Annotated in this window: 19 protein-coding genes and 1 pseudogene; 11 read left to right on the forward strand and 9 right to left on the reverse strand. The window is 63.9% G+C overall.

The window, feature by feature from the left end; genetic code table 11:
• Nucleotides 1–81 precede the first annotated feature (81 nt).
• Nucleotides 82–1431, forward strand: coding sequence for an 8-oxoguanine deaminase (locus CKW46_RS14900; protein WP_482053309.1), 1350 nt, complete (start codon nucleotides 82–84; stop codon nucleotides 1429–1431).
• Between the two features lie 421 nt (nucleotides 1432–1852).
• Here CKW46_RS14900 and CKW46_RS14905 read toward each other — a convergent pair whose 3' ends face one another.
• Nucleotides 1853–2584 carry a peroxiredoxin gene (locus CKW46_RS14905; RefSeq protein ID WP_117436909.1) on the reverse strand — a complete coding sequence of 244 codons (732 nt, stop codon included), beginning with the start codon at nucleotides 2582–2584 and terminating at the stop codon, nucleotides 1853–1855.
• 177 nt (nucleotides 2585–2761) lie between these two features.
• Here CKW46_RS14905 and CKW46_RS14910 point away from each other — a divergent pair, with 177 nt between their 5' ends.
• From CKW46_RS14910 to CKW46_RS14920, 3 genes are all read left to right on the forward strand, one after another.
• Nucleotides 2762–4231, forward strand: coding sequence for an alpha-L-fucosidase (locus CKW46_RS14910; protein WP_482053310.1), 1470 nt, complete (start codon nucleotides 2762–2764; stop codon nucleotides 4229–4231).
• A gap of 115 nt (nucleotides 4232–4346) precedes the next feature.
• Nucleotides 4347–4715 carry a SpoIIAA family protein gene (locus CKW46_RS14915; RefSeq protein ID WP_015355594.1) on the forward strand — a complete coding sequence of 123 codons (369 nt, stop codon included), beginning with the start codon at nucleotides 4347–4349 and terminating at the stop codon, nucleotides 4713–4715.
• A gap of 161 nt (nucleotides 4716–4876) precedes the next feature.
• Nucleotides 4877–5584, forward strand: a complete 708-nt coding sequence (locus CKW46_RS14920) for a YqjF family protein (protein ID WP_499017928.1) — start codon at nucleotides 4877–4879, stop codon at nucleotides 5582–5584.
• Between the two features lie 47 nt (nucleotides 5585–5631).
• Here CKW46_RS14920 and CKW46_RS14925 read toward each other — a convergent pair whose 3' ends face one another.
• Nucleotides 5632–6399: an SDR family oxidoreductase gene (locus tag CKW46_RS14925; RefSeq protein ID WP_012394551.1), complete on the reverse strand. Its 768-nt coding sequence runs from the start codon at nucleotides 6397–6399 to the stop codon at nucleotides 5632–5634.
• 56 nt (nucleotides 6400–6455) lie between these two features.
• Here CKW46_RS14925 and CKW46_RS14930 point away from each other — a divergent pair, with 56 nt between their 5' ends.
• Together CKW46_RS14930 and CKW46_RS14935 are read left to right on the forward strand one after the other, a co-directional pair.
• Nucleotides 6456–6932, forward strand: a complete 477-nt coding sequence (locus CKW46_RS14930) for a nuclear transport factor 2 family protein (protein WP_015355597.1) — start codon at nucleotides 6456–6458, stop codon at nucleotides 6930–6932.
• A 31-nt stretch (nucleotides 6933–6963) separates the two neighbouring features.
• Complete coding sequence (locus CKW46_RS14935; protein WP_117436912.1) at nucleotides 6964–7818, forward strand: alpha/beta fold hydrolase; 855 nt, start codon at nucleotides 6964–6966, stop codon at nucleotides 7816–7818.
• 30 nt (nucleotides 7819–7848) lie between these two features.
• On the opposite strand, the gene CKW46_RS14940 is transcribed toward CKW46_RS14935, so the two are convergent.
• The gene (locus CKW46_RS14940) at nucleotides 7849–8409 is read right to left on the reverse strand and encodes a dihydrofolate reductase family protein (RefSeq protein ID WP_117436906.1); all 561 of its coding nucleotides are present in this window, start codon (nucleotides 8407–8409) and stop codon (nucleotides 7849–7851) included.
• Nucleotides 8410–8560: 151 nt separating this feature from the next.
• Between CKW46_RS14940 and CKW46_RS14945 the strand changes: the two genes are divergently transcribed.
• The gene (locus CKW46_RS14945) at nucleotides 8561–8971 is read left to right on the forward strand and encodes a hypothetical protein (RefSeq protein WP_238559593.1); all 411 of its coding nucleotides are present in this window, start codon (nucleotides 8561–8563) and stop codon (nucleotides 8969–8971) included.
• A 56-nt stretch (nucleotides 8972–9027) separates the two neighbouring features.
• Here the strand turns inward: CKW46_RS14945 and CKW46_RS14950 are convergent, their stop codons facing one another.
• The 3 genes from CKW46_RS14950 to CKW46_RS14960 form a co-directional block, all read right to left on the reverse strand.
• Complete coding sequence (locus CKW46_RS14950; protein WP_012394556.1) at nucleotides 9028–9771, reverse strand: DJ-1/PfpI family protein; 744 nt, start codon at nucleotides 9769–9771, stop codon at nucleotides 9028–9030.
• 18 nt (nucleotides 9772–9789) lie between these two features.
• A complete protein-coding gene (locus tag CKW46_RS14955) occupies nucleotides 9790–10740 on the reverse strand; it encodes a GlxA family transcriptional regulator (protein ID WP_117436905.1) in 951 nt (316 codons plus the stop codon).
• Between the two features lie 161 nt (nucleotides 10741–10901).
• A complete protein-coding gene (locus CKW46_RS14960) occupies nucleotides 10902–12323 on the reverse strand; it encodes a TIGR00366 family protein (RefSeq protein WP_482053418.1) in 1422 nt (473 codons plus the stop codon).
• Between the two features lie 243 nt (nucleotides 12324–12566).
• Here CKW46_RS14960 and CKW46_RS14965 point away from each other — a divergent pair, with 243 nt between their 5' ends.
• Nucleotides 12567–13649 (forward strand): radical SAM protein, encoded by a 1083-nt coding sequence (locus tag CKW46_RS14965; protein WP_117436903.1) that lies wholly within the window; start codon nucleotides 12567–12569, stop codon nucleotides 13647–13649.
• Between the two features lie 87 nt (nucleotides 13650–13736).
• Nucleotides 13737–14234 carry a thiol peroxidase gene (gene tpx / locus CKW46_RS14970; protein WP_011740785.1) on the forward strand — a complete coding sequence of 166 codons (498 nt, stop codon included), beginning with the start codon at nucleotides 13737–13739 and terminating at the stop codon, nucleotides 14232–14234.
• 21 nt (nucleotides 14235–14255) lie between these two features.
• Here the strand turns inward: tpx and CKW46_RS14975 are convergent, their stop codons facing one another.
• From CKW46_RS14975 to CKW46_RS14985, 3 genes are read right to left on the reverse strand one after another with little or no spacing between them, the layout of a single operon-like run.
• Nucleotides 14256–15344 (reverse strand): acyl-CoA dehydrogenase family protein, encoded by a 1089-nt coding sequence (locus tag CKW46_RS14975; RefSeq protein WP_015355605.1) that lies wholly within the window; start codon nucleotides 15342–15344, stop codon nucleotides 14256–14258.
• A gap of 1 nt (nucleotide 15345) precedes the next feature.
• Nucleotides 15346–16575, reverse strand: coding sequence for an acyl-CoA dehydrogenase (locus CKW46_RS14980; RefSeq protein WP_482053313.1), 1230 nt, complete (start codon nucleotides 16573–16575; stop codon nucleotides 15346–15348).
• Nucleotides 16576–16592: 17 nt separating this feature from the next.
• The gene (locus CKW46_RS14985; protein ID WP_482053314.1) at nucleotides 16593–17543 is read right to left on the reverse strand and encodes an enoyl-CoA hydratase; all 951 of its coding nucleotides are present in this window, start codon (nucleotides 17541–17543) and stop codon (nucleotides 16593–16595) included.
• A gap of 235 nt (nucleotides 17544–17778) precedes the next feature.
• Here CKW46_RS14985 and CKW46_RS14990 point away from each other — a divergent pair.
• Both CKW46_RS14990 and CKW46_RS14995 read left to right on the forward strand, forming a co-directional pair.
• A pseudogene (locus CKW46_RS14990) lies at nucleotides 17779–18870 on the forward strand (LLM class flavin-dependent oxidoreductase); the annotation flags it as partial.
• Nucleotides 18871–18941: 71 nt separating this feature from the next.
• Complete coding sequence (locus CKW46_RS14995; RefSeq protein WP_482053316.1) at nucleotides 18942–21461, forward strand: FAD-binding oxidoreductase; 2520 nt, start codon at nucleotides 18942–18944, stop codon at nucleotides 21459–21461.
• Nucleotides 21462–21467 lie beyond the last annotated feature (6 nt).

Here is a 21467-nt window from a genome sequence, read left to right on the forward strand (position 1 = left end):
CATGTTCGAGCTGGTCGTGTCAACTTTACGTAGACCCCTCCCATGTCAATCATTCTGCTCACGCTGATGTTAGAGTGTCGCGTGCCCAAACTCGTGATCGACCGCGTATCCATAGCAACCGTTGACCCCAAGGCCGCCGAGTTCTCCGAAGGCCACATCATCGTCGAGGACGATCTGATCGTCGCGGTTGGCGATGGACCCGCGCCCGAGGTCCCCGGCGCAACTGTCATCGATGGACGCGGTTGCCTGGCAACTCCCGGATTGGTCAACACCCACGAGCACCTCTATCAGTGGATCACCCGTGGTTACACCCAGAAGGGGACCTTGTTTCAGTGGCTGACCGAGATGTATCCGGTGTGGGGACGCCTGGACGCTGAGCTGGAGTTCGCTGCCGCCAGCGCGGGGCTGGCCGGGCTCGCCCTGACCGGTTGCACCACGACCATGGATCATCACTATGTCTTCCCGCATGCCGGGGGAGACATGCTGGGCGCGGAGATCGCCGCAGCAAAGCGCATCGGCGTCCGCTTTCATCCGACCCGCGGCTCGATGGACCTCGGCGTCGCATCGGGGGGACTCCCGCCGGAGCACACCGTCGAAGACATCGACACGATCCTGACCACCTGCCAAGACGCCGTACGCGAGCACCACGACCACACGAAGGGCTCGATGGTGCAGATCTCCCTTGCTCCCTGCTCACCGTTTTCGGTCACCGGTGAATTGATGAAGCAGTCCGCGCTGCTGGCCCGCGACCTTGGGGTGCGGCTGCACACTCATCTTTCGGAGACCGTCGAAGAAGACGAGTTTTGTCTCGCCCAATTCGGTTCCCGGCCAGTTGATTACGTGGAATCGCTGGGCTGGCTGGGAAGTGACGTCTGGATGGCGCACTGCGTGCACCTGTCCAAGGGCGACATCGCCAAGCTCGCCGCTACCGAAACCGGGGTAGCCCACTGCCCGACCTCCAATGACCGCTTTGGCGCGGGGATCGCCCCGATCCCCGAACTGCTGGCCGCCGATGTCGCGGTCGGATTGGGCGTGGACGGCGCCGGCGCCGAACACCGTGGGCTGGCCAACGAAATGCGCCAGGCCGCGCTGGCGGCCAGATTCCGACTGGGCCCGCAGGCGCTCGACGCGCGCGAGGCCTTGTGGATGGCGACCGTTGGCGGCGCCCGGTGCCTGGGCCGCGACCAAGACCTCGGGTCCCTCGAGGTCGGCAAGCTGGCCGACATCGCACTCTGGCAGCTGGACGGGCTCGGCCATTCCGATGTCGAAGACCCGGTATGGGCGCTGATCTATGGTCCGCCTGCGCCGTTGCGGCTACTCCTGGTGGGTGGAAACACCGTCGTCGAAGACGGCGAGTTGCGCACCGCCGACACCGAGACCTTGGCAACAGACGCCAAGAACGCCGCGGTGACTCTGCGGGAACGCGGCTAGGCCTGGCCGGCGCCGGCCACTGAGCCCCTCGGCGGACCTGCCAGTAGCCCTCAGATCCCTTTTGAAGCAAATCCATTGGGAGCTGTGGGATCCGGGGGATCCGGCTAGCCGCAGCCCGTGCCCGTCGCCGAATGAGGAACGCCGCCAATGCCGAGTTAGGGCCGCTTGGTGCTCAGTCGGCGACGGACGGCGCAGGACCCAGCTCGGCAGCGGGTTGGCACCCCAAGTCATAGGGGTCATCGTCGGGTACTTCCCGACATGTTGGCCGACTCGGCGCGGGGGGGCGTGTTCGTTGCGTTCGCGGGGGCCGCAGCGCTCCCGCTCCGGCGCGGGCCGGCTGGCTCTCGGCATTTCGCTGACTCGTCCATGGTCGTCTCACCCATCTGGCCCGCGGCTTTTTCGGAACCGATGCCGGCGCCCGTCACGGTTGGGCACCGGCTGTGATCGCCGACTCGACGGTCTCAGCACTGAGTTCCTTGGTGCAGAAGAACCAGTCTTCGCATTCAACGCCGTCGACCTGACCTTCCATGCGCTCTTTCGCCGTGCCGCACGAGCCCGCGGGGGGCACGATCACCGGGTCACCCGGGCGCCAGTCCGCCGGTGTCGCGACGTCGTAGTGATCGGCAGTCTGCAGGGCCTTGATCACGCGAAGGAGCTCGTCGAAATTGCGGCCGAGGCTGAGCGGGTAGTAGATGATGGCCCGGATCGTGCCGGTGGGATCGATGACAAACACCGCTCGTACGGCCTTGGTCGAGTCCTCACCAGGCATGATCATCCCGTACTTGCCGGCGATCTCCATCGAGACGTCCTCGATGAGCGGGAAGTTGACCTGCACATCGTGCATGTCGCGAAAACTGATCTTGTCCTTGATCGTTCGCAGCCATGCGATGTGGCTATAGAGCCCGTCCACGGACAGTCCGACCAACTCGGTGTTGTAGGACGCGAACTGCTGCTGCATCGACGCGAACGTGATGAACTCGCTTGTGCATACGGGGGTGAAGTCGGCCGGATGAGAGAAGAAGATGACCCACTTGCCCGCATAGTCGGCCGGAAAATTGATGGGCTCCTGTGTGGTGACAGCGGTGAACTCCGGAGCCGGATCGCCGATTCGTGGCATGACTGCGGCTGGGGCCGGGGTGTCGGGGATGGTCATCGTGATGATCCTTTCGCGTATCTCAGCCCGTTCAACAAATACCCATTGGGGTATATTCCGGGCCGTCCGAGTTTCCACACATCGGGGTTGTTGATGGCCGGCGCCGCAGCGCGGGGTGACCGCCGACAACCACGATGGGACCAGGCACGATGCCGATAGTGCTAGTAGGGTGCGGGAGTGCCCGAATACCAGCCGACCAAAGACTCGGTCGCCACCCATCGTGTGCCCGACTGGTTTGAGAACGCGAAGTTTGGCATCTTCATCCACTGGGGTCTTTATTCGGTGCCGGGGTGGGCCCCACTCGAGGCCGACACCCAAGAGTTGATGGCCACCAGGGGGCCGGCGTACTGGCTCAAGCACAACCCCTATGCCGAGTGGTACCAGAACACCATCGGAATCCCCGGCAGCCCGTCGCAGCAGTACCACCTCAAGACCTACGGCTCCAACTTCACCTACGACGACTTCAAGCCGATGTTCAACAAGGCGGTCAAGCAGTTCGATCCCGACTCCTGGGCCGATTTCTTTGTCCGGGCCAACGCCCGCTACGTGGTGCTCACCACCAAGCACCACGGCGGATTCACCATGTGGCCCAGCCGGCATCCCTACCCGCACAAGGACTCCTGGCATGCCGGCCGCGATCTGGTCGGAGACCTGACCAGCGCGGTCCACGACCGGGGCATGAAGATGGGCCTTTATTACTCGGGTGGCTACGACTGGACGTTCAACCCGACCGTCATCACCGACCTACCGGGGATGGCATCCTCGCTCGTACAGACCGACGAGTATGCGCAGTACGCCGACAATCACATCCGCGAGCTCATCAACCGGTACCAGCCGTCTGTGCTGTGGAACGACATCGGCTACCCACCCAAGTCGAACCTGGCCGAGTTGTTCGCGCATTACTACAACCAGGTGCCCGACGGTGTCATCAACGACCGGTGGGCGCAGTTGCAGCTCCCCAGGGTCCCCGGAATGGAGCCACTGGTCATGGGCGGGCTCGGTCTGGCCAACGCATTGTGGCGGTTGCTGCCCGACCGGGTTCGGGTCTTGGACTTCCCGACCAACTTCCACTACGACTTCCGCACCCCGGAGTACGCCCAGTACGACGAGATCAAACCGTACAAGTGGGAATCGACCCGCGGTGTGGGCAACTCGTTCGGAAACAACCGCCAAGAGGGTCCCGACCAGATGTTGACCCTCACCGACCTCGCCCGCGGCTTCGCCGACCTGGTGAGCAAGAACGGAAACCTGCTCCTGGGTATCGGGCCCTACCCGGACGGCACCATCCCCGAGTTGCAGGCCAAGCTGCTCGCCGATTTCGGCGCGTGGCTCGACGTGACCGGCGACGCCTACTTCAACACCCGCCCGTGGGCAACCGCGCAAGCCACCGCTACAGATGGAACCCCGCTGCGCTTCACCCAAAAAGAGGACGCCGTGTATGTGACGTTCCTGCAGGCCCCCGGCGAACCCCGGGTCGGGTTGCGTGGACTCACCGGCACTTCGGATACCAAGGTCGAGCTACTCGGCGGTGGCACCCTCGAACATGAATGTGCCGACGACCGGATCAACGTGACGTTCCCCGACCGATTGGACGTCTGGCCTGCCTACGCCCTCAAGATCACTCCGAAACCCCATCTGCAAGCTTGATCCCGGCTTCGCCCAATCCGGTGACTTTGGCCTCTAACCAGCCAGCACCGGGGTAGCCGATCATGACGGCATGACAGTTCGCGGCCGACTGTCGCCTAGGAGCCTAGGAGCCCTCATGATCGATTTCTCTTTGGACACCGAACATTCCATTCTCCACGTACGGCCCGAAACGGCGCTGGACAAGGAAGATTTCGTCAAGCTCGCTGAAGTGGTGGATCCTCATATCGAAGCGACCGGCGATCTTGCCGGGCTGATTCTCAACGCCCCGTCCTTCCCCGGCTGGGACAGTTTCGGAGCGATGGTCAATCACTTCCGCTTCATTCGGGACCATCAGAAGCACGTGAAGAAAATCGCCGTCGTTACCGACTCCCACCTCGGGGATGTCGCCGAGCATCTGACATCGCATTTCGTGTCGGCTGAGGTGCGCCACTTTCCCGCCGGCCAAGTCGAACAAGCACAACAGTGGATCCTGGGTGGATCCTAGACGGATTGATGCTCGTAATACCCTGCGCTGCAACGTTGATCGCCGCGTTGCGGGTTCGGGGTCGCTGGATGGGACCGACCCTGCCACGATGGTGAAATGACTGTCGTACCGAGCCCCCAGAATCGGATTCCAGCCACTGCGACCCCCTTGCCGGATACCCGGTGACGCCACCGCCATTGCCGCGCCCCGTCACCTTCGACCAGCGCTGGAGTGACCTGACCTTCGTCCACTGGCCCGTGCTGCCGGACAGCGTCGCGCACATGTACCCGCTCGGCACTCGTCCCGACATCTTCGCCGACGGTCTGACATATCTGGGCTTTGTTCCGTTCGCGATGACCAGCACCAAGATCGGCACCGCGCTCCCGCTCCCATATTTCGGCAGGTTTCTGGAGACCAACATCCGGCTCTACTCGATCGATGACTCCGGGCGCCACGGCGTGTTGTTCCGTTCCTTGGAAACGGCCCGGCTGGCCGTTGTGCCCGTCACCCGGATTGGGATGGGCATTCCTTACACCTGGGCGAAAATGCAGATGACATGGTCGGGCCAGCGCCTGAGCTATGCAAGCGTGCGGCGCTGGCCCCACCGCGGCCTGCGCAGCCTGCTGACGATCCGCGTGGGCGACGCGGTTGAACCGACTCCGCTGGAGACTTGGCTCACCGCGCGCTGGGGAGCGCACACCCGCCATGGGGGACGGACGCGGTGGATGCCCAACGAGCACGGATCGTGGCCGTTGCACTCGGCCCAGATCCTCGAACTCGACGATGAGCTCACCGCGGCCAGCGGGGTGCGGCCGGCCGGCAAACACCTGCGTGCCCTGTTCTCTCCCGGAGTACGAACCTTTTTCGGGCGCCCGTGCGTGGTTCGTTGAATGCGTGGTTCATTGCAAAGCGAGCCGAGCGGCATCCGGATTCGGGGTCAGGGGCAGGTGTACCCACCGTCGATCACGATGTCCGAGCCGGTCATATAGCTGGAAGCCGCACTGGCTAGGTAGAGGTAGAGGCCGGTGAGTTCTTCGGGCCGGCCCATTCGTCCCAGCGGAATCTTTGGCTCCCATAGGGCGTGGTAGTCCGCCAATGGCTCAACGAGCTCGGTGCGGATGTAGCCCGGGCTGACGCTGTTCACCCGGATCTGGTGCGGAGCCAACTCCACGGCCATGGCTTTGGTCAGATGAACAACCGCCGCCTTGGACGTGCAGTAGTGGCTGACCTGCTGAGGAATGTTGATGATGTGTCCGGACATCGACGCGGTCGTGATGATCGTTCCGCCAAGGCCCTGATCGACCATCGCCCGGGCTGCCGCTTGTGCGGTGAGAAAGACACCGGTCACGTTCGTATCCTGAATGCGCTGGAACTCTTCGAGTGGCATGTCCAGCATCGCCTGCACCGAGACGATGCCGGCGTTGCAGACGGCGATGTCGATCCCACCCAGCTCGCCGGTCATCTGGTCGAGCATGCCCCTGACCTGGTCAGGCTGGGTGACATCACAGCGGATAGGCAGCGCCTTGCCGCCGACCCCAGCTATCTCGTCGGCAACCACCTGCAGCGCATCGGAATGCCTTGCCGCAACGGCGACTTGGGCCCCGGCCTCGGCATAGGCCAGCGCCACCTTCTTTCCGATGCCGGTGGACGCCCCGGTGATCAGGGCGCGCTTGCCGCTCAAGTCGAACAGATCCAACACGCTCATTCGCCAGTCCCTTCAGACGGTGACCTCCAACCGAAACACGTTCTAGTGTGTCCGGTATGGGCAGGTTCACCAAGGCCGAGATAGAACAAGCCGTCAGGCACTACACCACCGTCGTCGAGGGGTGCTCAGCCTCCGGCGACTGGCGACCGTTCGCAGACTTGTTCACCGAGGATGTCGTCTACACCGAACACCACTATGGGGTCTTCCATGGCCGCGAGGCGGTGCGCGAGTGGATCGTTGCGGTCATGGCGCCTTTCCCGCATATGCGCTTTCCCTCGGATTGGACCGCCTACGACCAAGACAACGATGCTGTTGTCCTGATGATCAAGAACAGCCTTGACCACCCGACCGATCCAAACGGTGAGCCGTTCTGGTTCCCGAACTGGACTCGACTCGTCTACGCCGGCGACGGCCTGTTCTGCAGCGAGGAAGACATCTATAACCCCGACCGGGATGCGCCACGGGTGATAGCTGCCTGGCTGCTGGCCGGCGGCCAGCTCGCCTCCGACCAGATCCTGCAGCCCGGGCCCTAGGTTGCCGCAACCCGGCTGGGCCGACGCGCACATGCACCACGTCCAGTGGACCCGATCCGGGGTACGCCTGATTCGCCGGATCGCTCGCGCCGGTGACCTCAATTGGCTATTTCTGCCCGGTGGCCCGGGAATCGGCTCCGAGAGCCTGCACGAACTGGTCGACACGGTCGATGTCCCCGGCACCTGCTGGCTGGTCGATCTTCCCGGCGATGGCTCCAACGTCAATGCGCCGGGTGCCTCCGAGGATCCCTATCGTCTGTGGCCGCGGGTTGTCGCGGAAGCGGCCCGACAAGTCCCGCATCCCGTGTTTGTCGGGCATTCCACCGGGGGCGAGTACCTGCTGTCGACGCCCGCGCTGGATGCAGTGCTCGAGGGGCCGGTATTAATCAGCACCGCTCCTGATGCCTCGTGGATGCCGGCCTTCGAGGAGATGACCCGCAACAATTGGCTGCCGGGCGTCGAGCAGGCGATGGCCCGCTACCAATCCGATCAAACACCGGAGAATCTTCGCGCCGTTACCGTCGAGTCGGCGCCCTGGAACTTCGCTGAACATAGCGTCGCCAGGGGCGCGCGGATGCTGGCCCGGCTGCCTTACAACACGGGTGCGACGCAATGGTCGGACGCGGACTTCGATCGCAGCTACCGGTTGGCCTGGTGGCCGACCAGACTACCGACGCTCATCGTCAGCGGCGCGGCCGATCGCATCGTTACGCAGTCGCTGTGGCAAACCGAGCGCTTCCAGGCACACAACGTGATCCGGCGCGTCATCGCCGAGGCCGGGCACTTCCCCTGGATCGAACAGCCGGTCGCGGTGCGCGATGCGTTCACCGAGGTCGCAGAGCGGATCATCGGCGCGCGAGCTACGGGGTCGGACCGTCGGGACTGACCTGCCCGGGGACTTCATGGCAGTAGGGGGTCACTCTGGTGAGGTGACGGTGTAGACAAGACGGGCGAACTGCCCATGAGCAGCGGCCGAAACCAGGCGGAGCCGATCGGCCCCGATGCATCGCGGGAGTAGCGGCGCTCCGCCGGCCAAGGCTACGGGCGCAACGGACAACCTGATCTCATCCAGGGCGCCGGCATCGAGAAACTGGCCGGCAAGGTCTCCGCCACCGACCACCCAGATGTCTCCGGCGCCCGCGGCCTCTTCTATCGTCGGCAGCACATCGAGGACTGAGCCGGATACGAACCGCACATCTGCGCCGGCGGGGACGGGCAGCTCACGTGTAGTGAAGACGAATGTTGGTTTGTCGCCATAGAACTGCTGCCACTTCTCGGGGTGGTCGAGAATGCTCTCCGTCTCAATGACCCACTGGTAGGTTGTCGAGCCCTCCACCATGACTGTCGCTTCGGTCGGAACCAGTCCGCTTTCGGGCAGTCCGCCTTGGTCGACCGCGAACAGCCAAGCCGGCGAATTGTTTTCGTCGGCGATCCAGCCGTTGAGAGTCGTCGCGGTGTCGAACACAATCTGTCCCATAGACCAGACCATACGGCCGCACCCCAACATCGGTGCGGGGCCGCTGTCCGTGGTGGATTCATCCACACCCAAGGGTGACCCGCCTACCATTCGGAGCATGACAACCAGGCCCGCCGGGCCTGACCATACCGGTCGACACGATGCCCCATCGTTGTCGATCCCGCTGCGCGAGCGACGATATGACTGGTTCTTCGTCGTCGCATTCACAACGTTCGCATGTACATCGTTGGTGATCGATACCGCCAACATGGTTGGCCGCCCGAATCCGCATTCGCACAACCCGGCAGCACGGCTCCTCTACGCTCAGATAGGCGGTGCCGATCCGCTGATGATGGCCAACCCTCGTTTTGTGCAACTGTCCGTCGGGTTTGTTTCGGCGCTGCTGTTCGGCGGGTTCTACCTCGTGCTCAGCTATACATTCATACGGGGCCGCGAATGGATCCGGCTGCCAGCAATTTTCGGCGCCGGCATGGTCGTCAGGGCAACCGGGCTGTACCTTACCGTCTTACTCCTCGGTGATGCACCGCTGTTTTGTCCCAGCTATCCCCAGCCGGAGGCGTGAAGGTGGAAATGGCGTCGCTGGAGCAATGGCGACCGCGCGAAGACGGGCCGGGTCCGCTACGGCGTCGAGTCAACCGGCTGGCGCTTGCGCCGTCGCGCCCGAGCCGCCGCCAGCGCCTGCTGCCACGCCAACATGGTGGCGGCCTTCAAGTTGACCGGCGTGGCGCTATCTTTCGACAACAGCGCCGTCGCGGCAACCTTCGTGCTCGCCGATGCCTTCGACATGTGACCGGAATCGAACGGCGGCTGAGGATCGTATTCGAGGGCCAGCTGGATCGCTTTCGCCCGGCTCTCGCCACCGATTTGCCCGGCCAGCCACAGCCCCAAGTCCAGTCCCGCGGACACGCCAGCACTCGTAATGATGTTGTCCTGCTGAACGATTCGCTTGTCAGCGACCGGAATCGCGCCAAACGCCTTCAGCGCCGGGATGGTCAGCCAGTGTGAAGTCGCGCGCCGGTCTTTGAGCAAGCCGGCCGCGGCCAGGATTACCGAGCCCGAACACACCGAAGTAGTCCAGCTGGCGCTCCGATGGGCTTGGCGCAGCCAGTCGAGTAGCTTCTCATCGCGCGCATGCACGGGAGTAGCCGGGCCACCCGGAACCACGACCACATCAGGCGCAGGAGTTTCAGCCAGCGAATGCGTGGCGCCGAGCACCAGCACCCCCGAGTCGGCGGTGATCGGTCCGGGATCATGCCAGACAAAACGCACCTCGGCGTGGGGGAGATTGCGCAATACCTCGTACGGGCCAATCATGTCCAGAGCGGTAAAACCCGGGTAAGCAACGAAAGCGAACTGGGGCATCGGTATTCTCCCTTCCGGTCAGGCGAAGGCCTTGCGGTATTGGTCTGGTGAGATGCCAACCCTGCGAATGAAGTTGCGCCGCATCGTCTCAGCGGTACCGAACCCGCAGCGGGCCGCGATTGCCACGACGGTGTCCTCGGTCTCTTCCAACTGTCGTCGCGCGGCCTCCGTGCGGACGCGTTCGACATACTGGCCCGGCGCCTCGCCAACTTCACCAGTGAATACCCGCGTGAAATGGCGGGGACTCATCGCCGCCCGATGGGCCAGCTCTTCAATGCTGTGCGGGCCACCCGGTTGGGCCTCGATCGCCTCCTGCACGTCCCGGATCGAAGGCCGCTTGGCCCGTGGCATCCACACCGGTGCCGCGAACTGCGTCTGGCCGCCGGGGCGACGCAGATACAACACCAGCCAGCGGGCAACCGTCTGGGCGATCTCGGTGCCGTGATCGCCCTCGACCAAGGCGAGCGCGAGGTCAATACCCGCCGTCACTCCCGCGGCAGTCCACACCTTCGGGGAGCTGCGGATGAAGATCGGGTCAGGATCGACGTCGGCGGCGGGAAACTCACGAGCCAGTCGGTCGGCGAAGGCCCAATGTGTGGTGGCCCGACAACCGTCGAGCAGCCCCGCTTCGGCGGCCAAAAATGTGCCGGTACACACGGTGACAACGCGCCGTGCAGTACCCGCAGCGGCTTTGACCCAGTCCATCAGCGCCACGTTGTCGCGTGCGGCATCGACGCCACCGCCACCGGGGAGCACAACGGTGTCTACCGGCGCACTCGGGTTTGGCAGCCGCGTGGTCATGAATTCCAAGCCGATTCCGGTGGCCACCGGACGCTCGTCGATCGATGCGAGCGCCACGTCGTAACCGCCCTCGCTCAGCAGGGATGCACTCGCAAACACCTCGAACGGTCCCACCACGTCGAGCGGTTGGACCCCGGGGAAACCGACGATAACCACCTTGCGGGCCATGGGCTCAATGCTGCTCAGGTTCCGCTATGTCGTCTAGGTCGGGTACCCCACAAATTAGGCCAGGCCGTCAGCTGCCGGCGTGTCCCCGCCGCACCGGCAGCCGAGTAATGAGTCCAGGGGAGCACATGTCAGTGCATTGGTAGGCGCCGGAGTTGATCGATTCATAGGATGTGCGGCGCGATGAGGACGGCGGCGCTGGAGACCACCGAACCGATCAGGAAGGCGATGATGGTGAATCCCATTACCTGACGGACATTGAGTTTCGCGATTGCCAGCAGTGGTAGCAGCCAGAACGGCTGAATCATGTTGGCAACCGCCTCGCCGATTGCCACCGACATTGAGATCAGTCCGAGGTAGGCCGGCGAATGTTGGCCCAGCACGAGCGCCGAGTCGACCGCGACTGGCCCCTGCACCGCCCAGTGTCCACCGCCGGAGGGCACAAACAGCGAGATGATGATCGAGCCGACGAAGGTCAGGAAAGGGAGGGTGTACTGGTTCGCGCCGCTGACCAGCACCTCGGCGAGCACCGTCTGCAGCGGCTTGCCCGAACCCGCGGGTGCTTGCGAGGGCAGATAACCCAGAAGCCCGATGATCCCGCCGTACAGCGGATACTGCAGCAGCAGCGGGCCCGACACTCTGGCCGCGCCGGAAAACGCCCGGATGAAGCGAATTGGCGTGCGATGTAGCAACGCTCCCGTCACGGTGAACAGCATGATCATCGACGAGATGTTCAGCGCAAAACCACTTAGCCAGAAGTATGTTAGTCCCGCGACAAAGACGATCACGTTGAGAATCCACAGGTTTTCCAACCAGTCAGCAAACGTCCGGTGGCCTGTGGCGGGGTCCGATGGCGTTTCCTCGTCCGCGAAGACCGCGGGGTCCGGCTCGAGGCGACGCGCCGGCTCCATGCGCCGGATCGCGATGGCCAGCCGCACCAGTACCGCCGCCGCGGCCACCCAGCTGTAGGGCTGGAAGATCGTCAGCCGCAGCGGCACGTTGATTCCGGTCATCTTGTGAATCACATTGATTGGGCTCTTGGAGTCGGTGTTCGCCAGCGCGATCGACGACGACAGGCCCTGGGTCCAGACGATAAAGCCCATGAATGAGGCTGCGATGAGGTAGCCGAAATGCACGCCCTCGAGTCGCTTCGCCACCTGGCGAGCGACCAGGGCGCCCGCCATCAGACCGAGCCCCCAATTCAGCAGCGACAATGCGGCACTCAGGCTAAAACACAGCAGAGCGCCTTGAATCTGGTTCGTTGGCTTACTGGCGACGAATACGATCGCCCGCTTCAGCGGTGGCGCTTCGGCGAGCGTGTAACCAGTCACCAGGATCAGCACCATCTGGAACGCGAAGGTAAAGATGTTCTGCGATCCCCAGACACCGTCGTACCAGGCGTTGAGGACGCCGCTCGGCGTTGCGCCCCGGACCAGTAGCGCGACCAACGCAACCACGATGACGGTAAGCAGGACCGCGAACAGGTACGGATCTGGCATGAAGCGTTCGACGTAGCGCACGCACAGCGCCGTGAGGTGCTGCATCAAGCTGCGCCGCTTGGCCTTTCGATCCTGCCGTGTCGTCATTGGCCCGCCTTCGCTAAGTCGACCCGCCGCATCAATCCGCGCTTGTTGATTGTGCTGGCCCGACCCCGAAACCGTAAACAGGATCTCGGCGGCCGCTACGTCTCGACCGCGGCGCAAGCTCGGCAGCGAGAAGGCCGAGCGGCGCGCGACCGGCGTGATGCCGGCACCGCCAGCCGGAATCCCTCGTTCCAACGCCATTACTTGCTAAGGGTGAACCCCAGGGCTCCGGCGGACCCGACAAGGATGTCGGAGTCGGTCTGGCGGGACGCTTTAGTCGCCATCCGGGACTACGCCGATCTGACGACCCGGCGCTGCGGCTACGACATCCCCGTGGACATCATTTGGCACGGGGGCGAGCCCACACTGTTGCCGCGTGAATACTTTGAACGAGTGTTCGCATTGCAGAGAGAGGTTTTCCCCAGCGACTGGCTACAAAGCCGCCGGGTCAGAAATGTCCTGCAAACGAACCTGTATTCCGTTCGCGACGAGCACCTCGACGTCTTCGAAGAACATGACGTTGAACTGGATATCTCGGTAGATTTCGCCGAAGGCGTGCGGTTGACGGCGGGAGGCAAGCGGACAGAGGCGGCGGTACGTTCGAACATCCGCCGTCTGCAGGACCGGGGCTTACCCTTCAGCATCATCACGGTGTTGGCTGGGCACACCGTCAGCCAGATTCAGCGCGTATTCGAGGAGATCAGCCAGCTCCAGAAGCCGACACGACTGCTCCCACTGTTCAGCGGTCCCGCGGCGCGTCCGATGAACGGCGTCACCGTCGACAAGTCCGACATCCTCGACGCGTTGATGGTGTTCTTCGACCTGTGGGTCTCGGCCGGTATGACCCCGCGGGTCGATCCTCTTGATCAGTATCTGCGCACCGTGATCCTCAAGCGCATGGGCTTGGAGCGCCCGAGCCAAGACCGTGCGCTGTTGGGTAACGACGTCCTCGTCATCGACCGTGACGGCAGACTCAGCTGCGATGCCTACCGTGAGCATGGGGACCTCGGCAATATCACCGAGACGACCATCGAGGACATCGTGGATGGCGCCACCTACGGCTACCTTGTCGCGGAAGAGACAGCACTGAAGGATTCGGTCTGCACGCAGTGCCCGTTCCTCGGCGCCTGCGACACCAGCCCGATCGCACGCAATTTCGACAGCCACATCCTGCAAGACTGCCCGATCGATCGATATATCTTGCCGCGCATCGAGGCCTACCTCGAGGATCGGGGCTTCTTCGACGAACAGTTCAGCGCCATGGTCCATGAGGTCACAGCGACCCATGTGGTCGAGGCGTTCGGAGCGCGGGTTTCGTATTCATGCTGAAGGTGTCCTTTGGGCACCAACAGCGGCGGGTCAGCCCGGTCTGGACCTGATCGTGGGTCGCTTTGACGGTCTTGGCAGACTGTGCCCATGGCACAGATAACCCTGCGTGGAAATGCGATCAACACTGTCGGCGAACTGCCCGCCGTCGGATCTCCTGCCCCGGCATTCGCCCTTACCGGTGATGACCTGGGAACGGTGAGCAGCGACCAGTTCCGCGGCAAGGCCGTCGTGCTGAATATCTTCCCGTCCATCGATACACCGGTGTGCGCAACCAGTGTTCGGACCTTCAACGAGCGTGCCGCCGCCAGCGGAGTGAACGTGCTCTGCGTGTCGAAAGACCTGCCATTTGCGCAGAAGCGATTCTGTGGGGCGGAGGGGATCGAGAACGTGACAAACGCCTCGGCGTTCCGCGACGGCTTCGGTGAGGCCTACGGCGTCACCATCACCGACGGCCCGATGGCCGGACTCCTTGCCCGGGCCATCGTGGTCATCGGCGCCGACGGCAAAGTTTCCTACACCGAACTGGTGCCGGAAATCGCGCAAGAGCCCGACTACGAAGCGGCGCTGGCAGCAGTCGGCACCTAGATCGGCACCGTCGCTCACCGGCTAGAGGCCGACACGATCGGCCAACAGCGACCGGTGATGCGCACTGCTGCCGAACAAGGCTTCGGTCGTCTTGGCCCGGCGGAAATACAGATGCAGGTCGTGTTCCCAGGTGAAGGCGATCCCGCCGTGAACCTGGATAGCCGAGCCCGCACACAATACGTAGGTGTCCGCGGCCTGCGCCTTCGCCAGCGGGGCGGTGGCGTGCAGTTCGTCCCCGCCGGCCGCGCACAGCTGCGCAAACATCACCGCAGCGCGGGTGGCATCAATCTCGATCATCATGTCGGCGCAGCGGTGCTTGACGGCCTGAAACGAGCCGATCAGCCGATCGAATTGCTTGCGACTGCAGGCGTATTCGATCGCCAGATCCAGGCATGCCTCGGCACCACCGAGCATCTCAGCGGCCAGCAGCACCCGGGCCACGTCCAGTAGTCGGGCTACCTCGTCGGCTGAGCTCGCGGCCAAGGCTTCCGCCGGGGCCCGAACCAGTCGCAGCTTGGCGACCGGACGGGTGATGTCGAACGAGGGGAGTCCGACGACTGCGACCCCTGGGGCAGCGGCGTCCACCACGTAGAGGATCACCGCACCGTCGGATTCGGCCGGGACGACGAACAGGTCCGCGACATGGCCATGCAACACCGGGGCGCACTCGCCGGTGAGTACCGGGCGACCGTCGCGCCGGCCGGCTCGCACCGAGGTCACCGATAGGTCGGGTCCGGCCGCCGCCAGCGCCCCGATCCGATCGCCGGAGAGCAGACCGCTGAGCAGGCCCTTACGCTGCTCGCTATCACCCATGCGCAGTATCGCCTCGATCGCGAGGATCGTTGCGGCGAAGGGAACCGGGGTCAGTGCCCGGCCGAGTTCACCGAATGCGATCGCGGTCTCCACCAGCGTGCCGCCCGCTCCGCCGTACTCCGGCGGGGCGTGTAGCGCGGGCAGTTCCAGTTCGGCGCAAAGCCGGTGCCACAGTTTTTTGTCATGGCCACCCACGGCGGCAACCTGACGTACCCGCGCCGGTGGGGCCTGATCGCGAAGAAAGCCCCGCAACGACTCGCGGAAGTCGTCCTGCTCGGTGCTATAGCGGAAATCCATGTCAGTGCACGGCTTCTCGGCGTGGTTCCTTGGGGAGCCCGAGCAATTGCTCGCCGATCACATTGCGCTGGATCTGCGAACTGTCGGCATAGATCGTCGCGGCGCGCGCGTATAACAACTCGTCCATCCAGCAGGCAGGGGAGTTGGCGGTACCGGCCTGCGGAACAACGCGCGCCTCACCATTGCCCGGGCCGCTGGGGCAGAGCGCGTCCAACCCGAGGATTTCCACGGCAAGCTCGGTATAGCGCTGGAAGTATTCACTCCAGATGACCTTGCTGATCGCCGCTTCAGCGCCTGGCAACACCCCGTTCAGTGCCCAGGTAAGGCTGCGGTAGCCGCGGTAGCGCATGATCTGGGTGCGGGAATAACACCACGCCAGCCGGTCTCGGATGCGCGGGTCGCTGTCCAGGCCCCGCGCTCGGGCCAGATCGCACAACCGCGACAGGTCACGGGCGAAGTCGATCGCCCCCGTGGTCGCCTGCGCGCCGCGTTCGAAACCCAGCAGGCTCATGGCGGCCGTCCAGCCGCTGCCGACTTCGCCCACTACATTGGCAACGCCGGTTCGGGCGTCGGCGAAGAAGACCTCATTGAACAGGGAATGTCCGGCGGCATTGACGATCGGCCGAACTACCACGGCGGGCTGGTCCATCGGCACCAACAACAACGACAGCCCCTGGTGCTTGGGCGCAACGGGATCCGTTCGCGCCAAGACAAAGATCCAATTGGCGGTGGATCCGGCCGATGTCCAGATTTTCTGACCGTTGATCACCCACTGGTCACCATCGAGTACGGCTCGGGTCCGCACGGAGGCCAGATCCGAGCCGGCCTCGGGCTCAGAGAAACCCTGACACCAGCGATCGTCGCCGGTGAGGATGCGCGGCAGGAAATGCCGCTTCTGCGCTTCGGTTCCCAGGGCGATCAACGTGTTGCCCAGCAGATCGACCCCGAACAGATCGTTCTCCTCGCGCTCGGGTGCTCCCGCGCGGGCGAACTCTTCGGCGAGCACCACCTGCTCGACGGGGGAGTAACCGCCCCCGCCGTACTCCTTGGGCCAGGACACCGCGATCAACCCGGCCGCCACCAGGAGTTGGCGCCACCTCGCAGCGAAGGCCTTGCGGTCCTGCACCGCCAGAGCGCCGGGCCCCGACCAGCCGCACGGCAGGTGCTCGTCCAAGAACGCGCGGACCCGCTCGCGAAACTCTTCCGCCTCGGGCGGGTAAGCGACGTCCACGTGCGGCGCTCCCTTGCTCAGGGCCGCCGCTTGGTCGCGGGCAGAATCTCCGGAGCGGCCCGCCAGTCGTCGAGTCCATACTCGACGGTGCCGTAGCACAGCTTTCCGCCGGTGACCTCGGCCCAGTGGGCATGATTGAGCTGATGGATCTTGAAGCACCCGTCCAGCGCCGTGGTGAAACCCATGGCGTCCACGGTCTGGTTCACCGATTCCTTGATGAGCAGCGGAGCCATCGTCGGTAGCTTGGCGATGCGGCGCGCAAATTCGATCGCGCTATCGGCTAGATCCTCGCCCGGAAATACCTTGCTCACCATGCCCAACGCGTGGGCTTCGTCCGCGCCGATCGAGTCGCCGGTAAGCAAGAACTCCTTGGCCTTGCGCGGGCCGAACTCCCACGGGTGGCCGAAGTACTCGACTCCACACATGCCGAGACGGGTGCCCACGACATCGGCGAATACGGTGTCATCGGCAGCGACGATCAAGTCACAGCACCAGGCCAACATCAAACCCGCCGACAGCACCGTCCCGTGCACCTGGGCGACGGTGATCTTGCGCAGATTGCGCCACCTCTTCGTGTTCTCGAAGTAGTAGTGCCACTCCTGGCGGTTGCGTGACTCCACCCCGCCATAGGTGCCGCCATTGCACTGATAGGTGGGGTGCTGGTCGGGCCCCGGGGCGCGTTCCCGGACATCATCGGCCGAGCCCAGGTCGTGCCCGGCGGAAAAGGCGGGCCCCTCGCCGCGCAGGATGACCACCCGGACGGTGTCGTCAGCTTCGGCAAGTTCGAAGGCGGCACCCAACTCCACCAGCATTCCGCGCGTTTGCGCGTTGCGCTGTTTCGGACGATTCAGGGTGATCGTCGCGATACGGCCGTCGTCGATCGTTTCGTACCGGACGTATGTGAAGTCCGGCGCCGCACGCTCCCCGTTGGACCAGCGATCGACTGGACTGACACCGGCGACGTTCATGGCGGCTCCTTACTGCTCACTGGGCGCTGAACGGGTGATCTGTGCGAGGTTACGCGGCTACGGACCAGTATGTCCATAGCCAATACGGCCTATCAGGGGATCCATGACACATAAACTCGCATGCAAATTGGGTCTTGTGCGCAGTCAAGTATCTTGCTAGTACTGTGGTATACCTACAGAAGACGCGATCACGGCGCCACACATCAGGGCCGGGGACAGACCAGAAGGGTTAATGATGGAGATCGGAATATTCCTCATGCCGGCCAATCCGCCGGAACGCACTCTCTACGACGCCACCCAGTGGGACCTCGACATCATCGAACTGGCCGACCAACTCGGCTACGTCGAAGCCTGGGTCGGCGAACACTTCACCGTGCCGTGGGAGCCGATCTGCGCCCCGGATCTACTGTTGGCCCAGGCGCTGCTGCGTACCAAGCAGATCAAGCTCGCACCCGGCGCGCACCTGCTGCCCTATCATCACCCGGTCGAACTTGCCCATCGCGTAGCGTATTTCGATCACCTGGCACAGGGCCGCTTCATGCTGGGCGTCGGAGCCAGCGGTATCCCAGGAGATTGGGCACTCTATGACGTGGACGGCAAGAATGGCGAGCATCGCGAGATGACCCGCGAAGCCCTCGAAATCATGTTGCGGATCTGGACCGAAGACCAACCCTGGGAACATCGCGGAAAGTACTGGAACGCCAACGGTATTGCGCCGATGTTCGAAGGTCTGATGAGGCGCCACATCAAGCCCTACCAAAAACCCCACCCACCGATCGGAGTAACCGGGTTCAGCGCCGGCTCGGAAACCCTCAAACTGGCCGGCGAGCGGGGCTACCTTCCGATGAGCCTGGACCTGAACACCGAGTATGTCGCGACCCACTGGGATGCGGTCCTCGAAGGCGCCGCCCGCAGCGGCCGGACGCCCGACCGCCGCGACTGGCGACTCGTGCGTGAGGTGTTGGTGGCGGAGACCGATGAGCAAGCATTCCGGTACGCCGTCGACGGGACCATGGGGCGAGCCATGCGCGAGTACGTCCTGCCGACCTTCCGAATGTTCGGCATGACCAAGTTCTACAAGCACAACCCCTCGGTGCCCGACGACGACGTGACCCCGGAGTACCTCGCCGAAAACACCTTCGTGGTCGGCTCGGTGGACACCGTGGTCGACAAACTCGAAGCCACCTACGACCAGGTCGGCGGATTCGGTCACCTGTTGGTTCTCGGATTCGACTACCGGGAGAACCCGGGGCCATGGAAAGAGTCACTACGGCTGCTCGCCGAGGAAGTCATGCCCCGGCTCAATGCTCGCATCGCCAAGAAGCCGGGGGACCCCACAAACCTCCAAAGCCCGAAGCCGCGATCGTCTAGCGAACCAAAGGCGAGAAGGGCACCGCCATGACAGTTCGGCACGTTACCGTCGGCTACTCGGACGGAACGCACAAGACCATGCCGGTGCGGCCCGACCAGTCGATACTGGAGGCCGCCGAAGAACACGGTGTCGCCATCGTCAACGAATGCCAAAGCGGAATCTGCGGCACCTGCGTGGCCACCTGCACCGCCGGCCGGTACGACATGGGACGTACCGAGGGCCTCTCCGATGTGGAGCGAGCGGCCCGAAAGATCCTCACCTGCCAGACCTTTGCCGAGTCCGATTGCGAGATCGAACTGCAGTACCCCGTCGACGACAACGCGGCGTTGCTGGTAAGCGGCGACGGCGTGGTGACCGGTGTTGACATGGTGTCACCGGGCACCGCCGTCCTGCGTGTCGATGTCTCGGCCATGGCCGGCACGATCGGATATCGAGCGGGCCAGTTCGCCCAGCTGCAGGTTCCCGGTAGCGACCAGTGGCGCAACTACTCTTATGCGCATCCGGCCGACGGAGGTGGTGAGCTCGAGTTCATCATCCGATTGTTGCCCGACGGCGCGATGTCGAACTATTTGCGGGACCACGCCAAACAGGGTGATCGAATTGCGTTGCGGGGCAGCAAGGGAAACTTCTATCTTCGCCCGATTGTACGGCCGGTGGTGCTGGTCGCCGGCGGTACCGGCCTGTCAGCAATCCTGGCCATGGCCCAGAGTCTGCCGGCCGATCCCGGCCAACCGGTAAGTCTGCTCTATGGAGTGACCTCGGCCGAAGATCTGTGCAAGCTCGACGAACTCGAACAGCTCGAGCACCGTGTTGCGGGCTTGCAGGTGCACGTCACCGTGGCGCGCCGCGACGACGACTGGTCCGGGCGCACCGGGCTGGTCACCGACTTGCTCGACGAGGCGATGCTGGCCGGCGGCGACGCCGACGTGTACCTGTGCGGCCCCGCTGCGATGGTCGAGGCTACCCGAACCTGGTTGTCGGCCAATGGCTTTCACCGAGCTGGGCTCTACCACGAAAAGTTCGTGGCCAGCGGGGCGGCGCGCCGCCGCACGCCGGCGCGCCTGGACTACTCGGCCCTGGATCTCGCCGCGGTGCGGCGCAGCGGTCGCGGTATCGCTGTGGTCATCGGCGGCAGCATCGCGGGCATCACCGCGGCCAAGGTCTGCAGCGACACCTTTGACCGCGTCATCGTGCTCGAGAAGGACGACCCCCACCGCCGCCGCGAGGGCAGACCGGGCGCTGCGCAGGGCTGGCACCTGCACCACCTCCTCACCGCCGGGCAGATCGAACTCGAACGTTTCTTCCCCGGCATCGTCGACGACATGGTGCGCGAGGGCGCATTCAAGGTCGACATGGCAGCCCAGTACCGGATTCGGCTGGGCGGAACCTGGAAGAAACCCGGTACGAGCGACATCGAGATCGTGTGCGCCGGGCGGCCGCTGCTGGAATGGTGCGTGCGCCGTCGACTCGACGACGAACCGCGCATCGACTTCCGCTACGAGTCAGAGGTCACCGACCTGGTGTTCGATCGCGCCACCAACGCCGTCATCGGGGTTGCGGTCCCGGGTGACGGCGGCGAACCGGAGGTGATTCCCGCGGAGTTCGTCCTGGATGCCTCGGGAAAGAACACCCACGTGCCGGAGTTCTTGGAGCGCATCGGCATTGGAGCCCCCGAGGTCGAGCAGGACATCATCAACTGCTTCTACTCCACCATGCAACACCAGGTGCCGCCGGAGCGGCAGTGGCAAGACAAGGTGATGGTGATCTGTTATGCGTACCGGCCCTACGAAGACACCTACGCCGCGCAGTACTACACCGACAGCTCCCGGACCATCCTGTCCACCTCACTGGTGGCCTACAACTGCTACTCGCCGCCACGCACCGTCCGAGAATTTCGCGAGTTCGCCGATCTGATGCCGTCACCGGTCATCGGAGAGAACATCGACGGACTTCAGCCGGCCTCGCCGATCTACAACTTCGGATATCCCAACATGCTGCGGCTGCACTACGAAAAGAAGCGCAACCTGCCGCGCGCTCTGTTGGCGGTGGGCGACGCCTACACTAGTGCGGACCCCGTTTCCGGGCTGGGCATGAGTCTGGAGCTCAAGGAAGTTCGGGAGATGCAGTTGCTGCTGTCCAAATACGGTCCCACGCACCGGGAGCTACCGCGCAAGTACTACCGAACGATCGCCAAGATGGCCGACACCGCCTGGTTCGTGATCCGCGAGCAGAACCTGCGCTTCAACTGGCTCAAGGACGTCGACAAGAAACGCCCGTTCTATTTCGGTGCGCTCACCTGGTACATGGATCGGCTGTTGGAGCTGGTGCACGACGACCTCGACGCCTACCGCGAGTTTCTGGCCGTCGTCCACCTGGTCAAACCGCCGCTGGCGCTCATGAAGCCCGGAATCGCCAGCCGCGTCATCGGTAAATGGGCGCGAACCAGGCTGTCCGGCCAGAAGACGTTGATCGCCCGCAACTACGAAAACCACACCGCACCTGCCGAACCCGCGGACCAGCTGGTGACCGTGGGTGATCTGAGATAAGGAAGG

The sequence above is a fragment of the Mycobacterium liflandii genome (genome assembly GCF_022354805.1).
Lineage (GTDB): Bacteria > Actinomycetota > Actinomycetes > Mycobacteriales > Mycobacteriaceae > Mycobacterium > Mycobacterium marinum.